Raw genomic sequence first — 12801 nt, 5'->3', positions numbered from 1 at the left:
CGAGTTCCTGCTCCCGAGTGATGAAACGGGAGCCGTTTCGGTCGACGCGGCTGGTCGAAGAGAGGGTTAAAAGCGGGATTAAGAGGTGTTGGCACGATACTGTAGCACGAAAGAAACCAGTCAGACCACCATTTTCAGGGGACGCACGGGTATGCAGCGGAAGGGACGATCCGGGAAATGCGACCGGCGAGAATTTGTTTATCGTTTGAAAACGGTGGGGGATTCCCTAGAATAGAGGTCCATCTGTATCGTGTTACCCGCTAGGCTGTTAAAGTCGGTATCCGGAGTAACAGTGCAGGGTGACACGTAACAGTGTGGCCCACTTCCTGAACATATAAGAGGAAGCGCCACTGTTGCCTGCCAATCTCTCCCGCTGACCAGAACTGAAAAGAGAACTAACTGATGGAAGACATTTTGCTGTACGGCGGAATCGCGATGGCGGCCCTCATCGTGTTGATTCTCGTTTTCCTGTTTGCTCGTTTTTTCAAGCTGTGGCTACAAGCCCAGTTCTCCCGAGCGGGTGTCGGAATCTTTGAGATCATTCTGATGTCGCTACAGAAAGTGGATCCCCATGCGATTGTCGATTCCCGGATTATGATCAGCCAGTCGGCGATTCAGAATATTCCGACGAAGCTACTGGTCGCCCACTATCTGGCAGGCGGAAATGTTGACCGTGTAGTGCGGGCGTTGATTGCCGCGCAGCGAGCCCGGATTGAACTCGACTGGGATACGGCCGCTGCAATCGATCTGGCCGGTCGTGATATCGTCGAAGCGGTTCACACCTCGGTCGATCCGAAAGTCATTGATTGTCCCAATCCCCGGTTCGGTCGCAACACGCTGGACGGCGTTGCTAAAAATGGAATTCAACTGAAAGCCCGTGCCCGCGTGACGGTGCGTACCAATCTGAGTCAACTTGTGGGCGGAGCTACGGAAGACACCGTCATCGCCCGCGTGGGTGAAGGAATCGTCTCGGCGATTGGATCCTCCAAGACTCACAACGATGTGCTTGCCAACCCGACCGTGATTGCGAAAGCAGTGCTGGCCAAGGGGCTCGACTCGCAGACTGCTTACGAAATTGTTTCCATCGATATCGCTGATATCGATGTGGGAGACAACGTTGACGCACGATTGCAGGCGGACCAGGCCGAAGCTCAGAAGCGAATTGCCCGGGCCAAGGCGGAAGAACGCCGTGCCATGGCGGTTGCCGATGAACAGGCCATGAAAGCGCTCACCCAGGAAAACCGGGCGAAGGTCGTGCTGGCCGAAGCCGAGATTCCCCTCGCAATGGCGGAAGCATACCGGGAAGGTTCTCTGCACGCGATGCGACAGGAAGACACGAAAGACAACAGCGAGAAAATTTGATCAACGCGATCTGTTCAAGTATACCAGCAGAGTCGTTCAACCGGGTGGCACCTACCGTTGTGCGTGCAGATTCTGTTGATACTGCGCGATGGAAATACTACGGGTTTCGTTCGATTTGATCTTTTGGTTCCACAGGTTGATCTTTTCTTTGTGCATCTGGTTCAGCTTCCAGTCAATGTGATGTTCTGATCGCAGTTTGACTTCCCCGGCCCCCGTGTTGGCGGTTAATTGAATCGTCAATGGCAGGGCCTGGATGGACCGCATGCGGTTATTCAATTCCACCCGGGCTCGGTAAGAGGTATCTATCGGGTGGCGGACGTAGTTCAGCTTTTTGACCCAGTCGGCGAAGTCGAGATACTTCCGCACGTATTCTTCAGGTCGATCGTTATGAAAATTCACGGAGTACGTCAGGTACGGACTGGTTAACTTCAGTTGTTTTTCCTGGACGTCGACCGATCGCGAAAAGTGAGGTTCCTGGTAAAAGCGAATGCGGCGATAGAGCTGCTCGTCATGGGGTTCGTTCGCCAGCTTCTTGAGGAAGTTCGTCGTTTCGTCGTCGGCCATCTGCAACATATTTTCGATCTCAGCGAAACTGATTTCGGTTTGGATTTCGGATCGCAAATTGAGAATGACGAACTTCTTGCGGATCGGTTGCATGATGATGACTTCCCCCACACCGTCCAGATAGTCATAGACTTCTCCAGCATGGAACATCGTCAGGCTCCGACTAACCACAGGGCGATCGAGCAGGCTGTCGTCGTAGACCTTGGTATACATGGAAAATTCCTGCGCCTCGGCTGAACTCGCGCCGCCGAAGGCACAGAGCAGCCAGCATACGGGCAGCATCCACAACAGGCCGGTTCCCCACGAGATCATGTTGCGGGGGCAGGTCGTGCGGACGGAATATTTCAATGTTGATAATGCAGTCATAGTTCTGCCTGATTTATAGTTGGTCTGAATTTACTAAACGAATTAATTGAAGGATTTACGCGGCGAGCGCGATCGGTTTCCCGTGGTGTTGTTCACTTTCGAGACTGGCCGAAATGAATCGGACAATCTCCAATGTGGTCGAAGGAGGAACAGGAGCCGTGTTTGTTTCAAAAGCGAGGACGATCTGCTCACACAGATTGCGATAAGCAGTGCGAGTCGAAACGGAAACGGGAATCACGCCTTCTTCACAAAAAGCGACAAATCCATACGCTGTGCTACCGCTGCGGTTTCCCCGCAACGTCGCCAGACGGTCGTCCTGCCATTGGGCGGTGACCAGTTCACAATCGGGTTGGAAATGGGTGCGAACTTCAATACAGCCCGGGCCCATCAATGTGAACAGTAGCTCGGTGGTGTGAATGCCATAGTGGAACAGCCCCGGGTTGCCCTCGGCTCGTTTGGCTGGACCAAAGCACAGACAACCGAGCAAGGCTCCGTAGCGGTTCTGCTGTGACTGGAAATGGGTTACGTCCTCTGTGAATCGTAAACCGGACGAGCTGAACAAAAGCGTGTTTGTTTTCTCAGCAAGGGCGAGCATCTGTTGGGCGTCATCGACGGCACAGGTGAACGGTTTGTCGACGTACGTGGGTATTCCCGCTTCAAGAAAGGGGAGTGCCCGTTCCCCATGGCGTTGACCAGACAGCGAGAGGATGAGAATGCCGTCGAGTTGTTCCTGTAGCAATGCTTCGGGCGATTCGACCACAGTCACGCCGCACGCTTCGATCTGAGGACGGAAGTGGGCAATGCGTTCGGGCGCCATGCGGGAATCTCCCGGCCAGCCCGCGACGATGCGCGCACCTTCCACCCATTGATCGCGCGAAACTCCAACCTGGTTCAGGCGGCGAGTGAATTCGATCGAATGTGAGGAATCAAAATCGACTATTCCCAGTCGTAACATCATGTCCCCGGGAACACAGTTCAGAAACGATTCAACAATTCATGGGGACAACCTTTACTTCGCAAGGAAGTGAAAGTGATCACCTGAGGTATGTACTAATCTGTTTCTGCGCACCATCAACAGCAGCTCCGCGTGACACTTTTGAAGAGTGCAATCGGAACTACTTATAATCAGGCACAATCAGGGTTTGGGCATTACCGAGAGTAGAGAGAGAGGAGTAATGCCGACGTACAGAGATCAGTCCGACATCCCTGTCGGGTGGTAATCGAGTACGGATTTTGTCTGTTGGTTAGGTCTTTCGACCTGGAGAGAGGCGGGAAAGGTAGACAGAATCCCAATTCAGAGCAAGATCAATTCCCAAACGGAGAGGGGTTGGCGGGAACTTCCGTCTGGTTATCCAAACCTCTTTTCAAGACAGGTAGATTGGGCGATTTCGGGCGCGTTCCTGCAGGTGTATTCCGAATCACAGGGTCGTTGTTGGACTTCGATTGATTCCGAATGATCCGTTCATCCTGTCCCGGTTTAGGCATAGTGAGGGAGTTCATCGAACGGGCGACAACAGTATCTCTGTTCGCGACTTCGGTACCGGAGCGACGGACCAGTTCTCCTTCCAGTTGAACCTTGGCCTTGACCAGCTTTATCGCCAGTTCCTGGAGTTCCGGAGCCTGGCTGAAATCGATCTCCCAGGTGATATTTCCCGATTTGATGGTGATGCCTGTGGTTTCGCCTCCGATGGCGACTGCCCCAGTTGATAATGTGCCGACGACTTTGACTTCAATTGAATCGGCGATTCCGGAGACATTGTTTGGCACTGGCTCAGAGGGCTCTTTCTGTTGCTGAGCCATGACGACTATCCCCAAACCCATTAAGCAAAACACACTTAATACGAAAGATCGCATTGTCTTCTCCTTCAATGAAATGATGTCGATGTTCACTACGGAAACGGCCTGGCTATATCGCAAGGGCGTACCAGAACTGAAAGTGGAGTTACTACGGGAGGGGCGAAGAGAATCTCGCCAGCAGGGTGAGCAAAAAGAACTTCGATCCGCCGCCATGGAGGATCGGGCTCACTTGAGATTAGCCGTCACAGTGCAGGGAGATACCTTACTGGACATTATAGGCATAGAAATGATGCTACATCAGGAACAAATTGAATCAATCGGACAATAGCGAGACCAAAAACTATCAATCCAAACGCTGGACAAGTAGGCTTTCGGCATTAACGAAGCCTAGAACCACCGTCTGTTGCTCATGTTTCAGCGAGAGAATTCCCGCATCCGGGTTCGTTTCCAGAATCTCTCCTTCGACACCCAGTTCGATTCCACTTTTGGTGAGATAGCGAAGAAACTCGGGCGATTGGTTCGTCACCCGGGTGAGACGGAACCGGGATCCCAGTGGTAAGGAACCCAAACTGACCATTTCCAAATTCTCGCCCCGTAATTTCCCCTCCGGACTGGGAATGGGATCCCCGTGCGGGTCAGAATCGGGATGGCCGAGGTACTCGTCGATGCGATCGATCAACTCGTCTGAAACGGCATGCTCCATATTCTCTGCTTCTTCGTGGATTTTATCCCAGCTCAGTCCAAGCGTCTGTGTCAGAAAGAGTTCAATCAACCGGTGACGGCGTAGCATGATCAAGGCGGTTCGATTCCCCTCGTCGGTCAACCGTACGCCTTCGTAAGGTTTGTATTCGACGAGAATTTCCGTCTTCGACTCATCCAGCGTTTTCAGCATACTGGTCACTGTACCAGGCGAAAGACTGAGTTCCTCGGCAAGAGCGCCGGTAGAAACCCATTCATTACCGGAGCGATTTCCGATCTGCAAAATGGCTTTTAAATAGTTTTCCACCGCATGGCTTAATTTGCGGTGCCTCTGTTGGGATGGCATAGGCGTACGAATTTCCTTATCGAATTTCGTTCGATTCTAAGAGTTTGAAAATTTGGGAGAACAGATCATTTCCAGGGAGGGACTTTGCGGAAACAATCAAAGACAAACTGAGCCAGGCAATCGGGAGGGAGAGTATGACTCGATGAAATCGGGACAATCTATTCCCGCTTTCGCTCGATATTTCAGGGTTTTCCCTTAGAGGTCGCTTACGCTGGACATTCCAACTATTGTTCAACTTTATGAATATTAGCTGATCGTCTGGTAAACTCAAAGAGCGACGACGCAATAAGTTTGGAGCTTAAGTGCCTACAGGGCAATCTGTTCCGATTATGCAAGTAAGATGTGGAGCAATAGCCAATTAAGAGAGGAGTCGCAGACTGCTCAAACTCACCTAATTACTGAAATTATAGGCAGATGAGTCCCCCTACATAGCTATACGAAACCAGCGGGGGAGAAAGTTCGACCAAATTCAGTACTATTGCTGACTGGAAACCTGGCTGCGATGAATCAAGTAAGAACAGGCTCGTCCGCGATGGGAGCGACATCGACGGAAATCGTCATGCTGTGTTGTCCGCCGCCGACAATTGTCCCTTGAATCGGGCAGACGTCGAAGTAATCGCGACCCCAGGCGACCGAAACATGGTCACTGGAAACCAGCAAGTTGTTCGTCGGATCAACATCGATCCAGCCTGCTTCGCCACAATATACGGACAGCCAGGCATGGGAAGCATCGGCTCCGACTAACCGAGGTTTGCCGGGAGGGGGAAGGGTTCGCAAGTAGCCACTGACGTATCGGGCGGCGATTCCGAGCGTTCGCAGGCAACCGATCTGCAGATGGGCGAAGTCCTGACAGACACCGTGGCGGTTTTCAAAAACCTCACGGACCTCGGTATGCACCGTTGTCGCTCGGGGATCGTAGCGGAACTCTTTGTTAATTCGTTCCGTCAGCTCCAGCACTCCCGCCAGGATGGGACGTCCTGCGGAAAAGGAAGCCTGTACATACTCAAGCAGTTCCGGAACCCGTTTCACTCCGATCGAATCAAAGACGAACTGGTACGCATCCAGTGCTTCGTCTGTCGCTGCCGATTTCGTTTCAGCGGCCACTTTTTCCCAAGGGGCCGTTTTCTTCGGATCGATGACCGGACGGGCGGTGACAGTCATTTCGCTGAGCGAGGTCACCGTCATTCCAGAATGGGGATGATCGATGGAAAAAAGAGAGACATCATTCCCAAAATAATCCTGGCGCGTCGTCACCCGTGTTGGTTCGGGATGAATTAACAGCGCAAAAGAATCCCGACTCTGACTCGGTAACTCTCGAGGGCAGAGATGTACCAGGTTATGACAGACCGGCACCGCCTGCGAATATTGGTATCGGGTACTATGAGTGATGCGGTATTTCACGATGTTATTTCGCTACTGTTTATTAACTTCTGAATTATTATGTTTGAATACTTATTGCGGGCTGATGTCGGACAACTGATGGGAGTGAGTCGCATGAATCAGGTAGCGGTGGGAAATCGCTTCCGACAACCGGGGAAGGCTTTCTTCCCAGAAATGAATGCTCTGTTCCAGTGGTTGATGATTTCCCAAAGCATGGACTTCAGCGACATGTTCAATGTCCATTAACTGGACCGAATGAAGCAATTCCATTGCGAGCCGTTGTTCCAAAGTGTAACCGGGCAATGTCTGTTTACGAGGCAACTGATCGACCTGTTCAGCAAGCTCTGCAAACTGAAACAGGAGCGACCGTGGATTGGTCTCGTCGGTTAGCAATAAGTCGAGCACGGCTGGCAATTGCAGGTTGGAGCGGTACCGGGATCGATACGTCATAATGCTGTCGGCCACTTCCAGCGAGGTTTCAAAGACGGGGACCTGTACTTCGGGTAGCGGAATGAAGAAGTTCTTGACGAGACTCACGATCTGTACCGATCGCTCGAGTCGACGCCCCAGTTCCAGGAATCGGAAGGCCTGTGTCCGGGTCATGCTTTCCATGACGATCCCGGTGAAGGCGGCGAGCTCAGTAATCAATTCGTCTGTTGATGCCGATAGATCCGAAAGATTCGTCGCTCGAAACCGGGCAGGGCGGAAGCGTTTATCGATCCGACGGATCGTACGCCAGGTATCTAGCGAGACCCGGTCGCGTACGATTGATCCCAAACGGAAAAGTTCATCCACGACCGACCGCAGGCTGGAAGGTTGAGATTTGTCAAACACGTATTTGGGGAGTTCCACTGCCAGCGAAGGCAACTGCTCACGTAATTTATCGATTGCGTAATCAGGTTCAATCTGTCCTTGATCAGCAAGGCAACGAATTAAGACGGGTATTTCCAAATCGCTGGCTGATCGAGATTCACCACTGATCCTATCAACGGCACACCTCAACACGCGGGCATAAGCATCGGCTCGTTCCAACTGACGTCCCAACCAGAACAGATTGTCCGCCGCACGCGAAGGCAACTCGGCCCCCGTTCGCCGCAGAGGTGTTGAGCGGCCCTGTTGTTCGAGCAGGCTCACATGCTCTACGGGTGAGTCGGAAAGAATCCACGTATCTTTGCTTCCCTCGCCTTTGCGAATGGAGAGTTGCAATGGATCGAGTGCAGTAGACGTTCTTGCCAGTGCCCCTGGCATCACATGGTAAGAGTCTTTTTCGGCCACGGCAAAACCACGAATGGCAAGGTACGCTGGTTTGCAGGGTTCTTCCCAGACGGGCAGGCTGGAACGACAAACCTGCTCCTGAGCAACATATCTGTGTGGATTGCCTTTCAGTGTTTCTTTGAGCTTTTTACGCGACATCTTCGCCAGCGCATTGCGCGTCGGGCCATCTTTTCCGCGGCTGCGAAAGGCGGGTTGGATAATCAACGATTCCAGATTGTCCAGTACGTATTCCAGTTCCTGCGGTTGCCCGCACCACCAGGAAGCGATACCCGGAATCAATAATTCTTCGCCAAGTAGTGCACGGCTCAATCGTGGAAGGAAGGCCATAATGGCGACCGATTCCACCAATCCGCTTCCCAGTGAATTCGCGACGGCCACGTTTCCATCTCGTACTGCTTCAGTGAGACCAGCGATTCCGATACCCGAATGAGGATCGAGTTCGAGCGGGTCGCAATCGTTACTGTTCTGCCGACGTAAAATAACATCGACCGGCAACAGTCCCGCTAAAGTCTTGAGCATGACCTGATTATTTCGAACCGTCAGATCGCCCCCTTCCACCAGTGTGTATCCGAGATAACGGGCGAGGTAGGCATCTTCAAAATAGTTGTTGCTCGCCGGTCCGTTGCTTAGTAGTACAACGCGAGGGTCCTCCGTATGATGCGGGGCGAGGTTTCGCAACATCTTCCTTGCAGCAATGAAAAAAGGTGCTAACCGTTCAACTCGGCATTGTTGAAACGCTTCGGGCAGCATGCGAGAGACAAGGATGCGATTTTCCAGGGCAAAGCCGACGCCCGAAGGGGCCTCGGTACGATCCGACAGCACCCACCATTGACCATCGGAGGACCGTGCCAGGTCGGCGGCGTAGAAATGGAGGAAGCAGCTATCGGCAGGTTGGTGCCGATGCAGAGCCCGTTTGAAACCGGAATGCGAGTAAAACAGTTCGGGCGGCAGGACACCATCTTTAAGTAATCGTTGCTCACCATAGAGGTCCTGCAGGACCATGTTGAGTAACCGAGCCCGTTGTTCCAGTGCAGCAGAAACGGAACTCCACTCTTTAGCTGTGATTAGCAGGGGGAGTGCGTCGAGTTCCCAGGGACGAGGACGATCTTCACCACCAATGTATCCGCTATACGCGAAATCGTTTTCCTGTACAGAACGCTGGACCTGCTGCCATCGAAGATCGAATTCTTCACGGCCGATACTGTTTATCGCTTGTAGAAACTTCTGGGCGTGCGGCCGTGGTTGACGAGAGGAAAGCATATACTCGTCGAAGACCTGCTCGGGTGGAGCATAATCTCGCAGCACATTGTTAGCCGAAGCTGGTGAAGTAGTCGACACGCGCGATTTTGTTTCCCATGAAATGAAGTGAGCGAAACCTCAAATGAATCGATACCCTGACATTCAGTATCGAATCGCATTCAACCGCAGAACCGCATATTTACCATTTAAGCGTAACGGGTTGTAGCGACGCAATACCAAGTGTTCAAGCATGTCTCGCTTTCTGAACGGGGTGCGTTCTACGTCCGGTTCTGATTCTTGTTCCGATTGCGGCGGAGATCAAGCGTCATGGGATAGTGAGAGTTTGGTTCTTCGGGGACCATGGGCCGCTTCCCACCTTGATGACCCATTTTGAAGAATCGTCCCGCCCTGCGGCTTTCCGCCTCATAGGCGTTGACCGGGAAGGAGCTCGAGTTATTACCTCCCGGGTGACCCACATAATAGGTGCATCCGCCCAATGAGCGTTCCATCCAGGTATCGTAAAAATCAAAGATGAGGGGTTCGTCGACCGGAATCGTGGGGTGCAGACAACTTGGTGGCTGCCAGGCGCGATACCGCACACCGGCGACCCCTTCCCCTTCTGTACCCGTCGGGTGCAGTGGAACCTGTCGACCGTTACATAAAAGTACATGCCGTCCGGGCACCATGCCGCGAATCTTCACTTGCATTCGTTCGACTGATGAATCGACGTAGCGGGCTGTTCCTCCCTGCGAGCCTTCTTCGCCCAGGACATACCAGGGTTCGATAGCCGTCCGCAGTTCGAGATGGATATCCTGCTGAGTAAGTTCGCCCACCAGCGGGAACCGGAATTCGAAGTGAGGTCCAAACCAATCCGCATCCAGAGAAATCCCAAAGTTGGCTGTCTCTTCAATGACGTCATTGAAATCCTGACGGATGAAATGTGGCAACAACCAGCGGTCATGAATTTGTGTATTCCAGTCGACCAGTTCGCTTTCGTACGGTTTCTCCCAGAACCGGGCGACGAGAGCACGCAGCAGCAATTGCTGGGTCAGGCTCATCTGCCAGTGGGGTGGCATTTCAAACGCACGAAACTCGACGAGACCCAAACGCCCCGTACTGCTATCGGGTGAATACAGTTTATCAATACAGAACTCGGCCCGGTGTGTATTCCCCGTCAAGTCGACCAGCAAATGTCGAAACAAGCGGTCAGTCAACCACGGCGGGCAGTACCCTCCCTTGGGAATCTGTTCAAAGGCGATCTGCAATTCGTACATGCTGTCGCGACGACCTTCATCGGCGCGAGGAGCTTGTGAGGTCGGACCAACAAATCGACCCGAAAAGAGATACGATAACGAGGGATGGTTTTGCCAGTAGGTCACTAGACTTCGCAGCAGATCAGGGCGCCGCAGAAAGGGACTGTCTTCAGGAGTTTCGGCGCCCATCACGATGTGATTGCCACCCCCCGTTCCTGTATGAGTTCCGTCGAGATCGAACTTCTCTGTGCCAAGTCGCGTCACGCGGGCATCTTCATAGAGGCCGGACGTAATGTCGACCAGTTCTTTCCAGTTGCTCGCCGGTTGTACGTTGACTTCAATCACGCCCGGATCCGGAGTTGCTTTGATCAGTTTGACCCGGTAATCGGGTGGAGGGAGATACCCTTCAATGACCACGGGCATTTCCAAATCTTCAGCTGTCTGTTCAATCTTCACGAGCAGATCGAGGTAATCCTCCAGGCGATCAACTGGTGGCATGAAGATATGCAGGTTGCCGTTACGAGGCTCGAAGCAGAGAGCGGTCCGGATGATTCCGGCATCGACATCTCGTTCATATTGTAACCAGTTCGCGGCCAACTTTTCGTTGGGAGCAAATTCGTCCTCGAAGGATCCATCAGAATCTCCTTCGCCAGAATCGCCACCTTGTTCGGTATGGCTGCCAGCACGTTGCAAGGCCTGGAACTGGATTTGACGTTCTTCCGCCGCACCGGGTCGCGCGTTGCTGACCGACTGGCGCAGTTGATCGTAAGCGGGTAATTCATCGGTCCATGCGAACGGTACGATGGGGACTGGGGCGAACTCGTCCTTTGCCTTGGCCGGCAATGAATCGAGTGGCAACCGCAATCCCATCGGCGAGTCGCCTGGAATCAGGAACAGGTTATCGGACCGGAATGGCCATTTACCACTTTTCCATTTGGGTTCGGGCAGCCACCATTGATAAGCAAGTGGCAGAATACATCCGACGGGTTCATCTAGTCCCTGCTCAAATACGCGAGCGAGCCGGAGGCGTTCTTCTTTGTCTTTCAGATTGGACTTAATGACGTCGGCGTTGACCGCGAGACGACTTTCCTTCCAGAGGTAGTACATCGCGTCTTCATACGCGATGGAAACGTGTTCGGAAAAGACGTTCAGATTTTCTGCCAGCCGATTGACGAATCGCACGGCATCCTCTGTCGTGTGTCCGTAGTTTTCTTCGGGGTTACCCAACAGTTTTTCGTTGTGCCAGATCGGTTCGCCATCGCGGCGCCACAAACAGGTCAGTGCCCAGCGAGGAAGGGGTTCCCCCGGGTACCATTTTCCTTGTCCATAATGGAGCAGGCCTTTGGGAGCAAATCGATCCTGCAGGCGATTAATCAGTTCACCCGCCAGTCGACGTTTGGTCGGACCGACTGCGGCTGTTTTCCATTCGTCGCCATCCATGTCGTCGATAGAAACGAACGTAGGTTCGCCCCCCATCGTCAACTTTACGTCACCGGCCTGTAAGCATTCATCGACCTGATGACCCAGCTTCTCAATCGCGGTCCACTCATCATCGGAGTACGGTTTAGTAACACGAGGGTCTTCGTAGACTCGTGTGACTTCCATTACATGGCTGAATTCGACTTCTGCTGGACTGACCATCCCCGAGATCGGGGCGGCGTTCGACGGAAGTGGCGTACAGGCGAGTGGAATATGCCCTTCGCCAGCAAGCAAACCTGACGTCGGATCGAGACCAATCCAGCCCGCTCCCGGTAGAAATACTTCGGTCCAGGCATGCAGGTCCGTAAAGTCGACTTCGGACCCGGAAGGCCCGTCGAGTGATTTCACATCGGGTTTTAATTGGATCAGATAACCAGATACAAATCGGGCCGCCAGACCAAGGTGACGCAGCAACTGGACGAGTAGCCAGGCACTGTCGCGGCAGGAACCGCTCTGTTTGGCAAGGGTCTCTTCCGGAGTCTGCACGCCCGGTTCCATTCGGATCAGGTATTTGATTTTCTGCTGCAAGCCCTGGTTCAGGATGACGAGGAAGTCGTTCGTTTCCATTTTCGACCGGTCAATGCTGTTGAGGTAAGCATTGAATTCGGGGCCCCATTCTTCCTTGTCGAGAAAAGGCTGAAGCTCTTTGGCTAAGGCCGGTTCGTATTTAAATGGGAAATGGGATGCGGTGGGGTCGAGGAAGAAGTTAAACGGATTAATGACCGTCATCTCGGCCACGAGATCAATTTCCACTTCGAAGTGAGTCGTCTCTTTGGAGAATACCAATCGAGCCAGATAGTTGCTGAACGGATCCTGCATCCAGTTGACGTAATGATCCTGCGGAGTCACTTTCAGTGAATAGCTGCAAATGGGCGTGCGGCAGTGGGGGGCGGGACGCAAACGAACAATCTGTGGCCCCAGATGCACCGGGCTGTCGTATTTGTAAATAGACTTATGATTCAGGGCGACACGGATCATAGTAGTGAGGATCTATCCTGATGTTGGGAAGTTGTACTTCCAAAGATTAAGTAAACGTTCAGC

Annotated in this window: 9 protein-coding genes; 2 read left to right on the top strand and 7 right to left on the bottom strand. The window is 52.8% G+C overall.

The genetic code is table 11. The features are described 5' to 3' along the window. Window positions 1-402: 402 nt before the first annotated feature. The gene (floA, locus tag Pla110_RS21670; protein WP_144999178.1) at window positions 403-1362 is read left to right on the top strand and encodes a flotillin-like protein FloA; all 960 of its coding nucleotides are present in this window, start codon (window positions 403-405) and stop codon (window positions 1360-1362) included. A gap of 51 nt (window positions 1363-1413) precedes the next feature. Here the strand turns inward: floA and Pla110_RS21665 are convergent, their stop codons facing one another. The 3 genes from Pla110_RS21665 to Pla110_RS21655 form a co-directional block, all read right to left on the bottom strand. Continuing rightward, on the bottom strand, window positions 1414-2292 hold the full coding sequence (locus Pla110_RS21665; protein ID WP_144999176.1) for a hypothetical protein: 879 nt from the start codon (window positions 2290-2292) through the stop codon (window positions 1414-1416). A 55-nt stretch (window positions 2293-2347) separates the two neighbouring features. Beyond that, a complete protein-coding gene (locus Pla110_RS21660) occupies window positions 2348-3250 on the bottom strand; it encodes a Gfo/Idh/MocA family protein (RefSeq protein WP_144999174.1) in 903 nt (300 codons plus the stop codon). 347 nt (window positions 3251-3597) lie between these two features. Continuing rightward, window positions 3598-4092: a hypothetical protein gene (locus Pla110_RS21655; protein WP_144999172.1), complete on the bottom strand. Its 495-nt coding sequence runs from the start codon at window positions 4090-4092 to the stop codon at window positions 3598-3600. Here Pla110_RS21655 and Pla110_RS21650 point away from each other — a divergent pair. Further along, window positions 4091-4417 carry a hypothetical protein gene (locus tag Pla110_RS21650; protein WP_144999170.1) on the top strand — a complete coding sequence of 109 codons (327 nt, stop codon included), beginning with the start codon at window positions 4091-4093 and terminating at the stop codon, window positions 4415-4417. The two genes, Pla110_RS21655 and Pla110_RS21650, sit on opposite strands and share 2 nt — an antisense overlap. Window positions 4418-4432: 15 nt before the next feature. Here the strand turns inward: Pla110_RS21650 and Pla110_RS21645 are convergent, their stop codons facing one another. The 4 genes from Pla110_RS21645 to Pla110_RS21630 form a co-directional block, all read right to left on the bottom strand. After that, window positions 4433-5134 carry a metal-dependent transcriptional regulator gene (locus Pla110_RS21645; protein ID WP_144999167.1) on the bottom strand — a complete coding sequence of 234 codons (702 nt, stop codon included), beginning with the start codon at window positions 5132-5134 and terminating at the stop codon, window positions 4433-4435. Between the two features lie 507 nt (window positions 5135-5641). Further along, a complete protein-coding gene (locus tag Pla110_RS21640; protein ID WP_144999165.1) occupies window positions 5642-6535 on the bottom strand; it encodes a transglutaminase family protein in 894 nt (297 codons plus the stop codon). Window positions 6536-6586: 51 nt separating this feature from the next. After that, the gene (locus Pla110_RS21635) at window positions 6587-9127 is read right to left on the bottom strand and encodes a circularly permuted type 2 ATP-grasp protein (protein ID WP_231742748.1); all 2541 of its coding nucleotides are present in this window, start codon (window positions 9125-9127) and stop codon (window positions 6587-6589) included. A 179-nt stretch (window positions 9128-9306) separates the two neighbouring features. Then, complete coding sequence (locus tag Pla110_RS21630; RefSeq protein WP_144999163.1) at window positions 9307-12738, bottom strand: transglutaminase family protein; 3432 nt, start codon at window positions 12736-12738, stop codon at window positions 9307-9309. Window positions 12739-12801: the final 63 nt, after the last annotated feature.

Source organism: Polystyrenella longa (genome assembly GCF_007750395.1).
In the GTDB taxonomy this organism is placed as follows: domain Bacteria; phylum Planctomycetota; class Planctomycetia; order Planctomycetales; family Planctomycetaceae; genus Polystyrenella; species Polystyrenella longa.
This window is presented reverse-complemented; position numbering and strand designations above follow the sequence as displayed.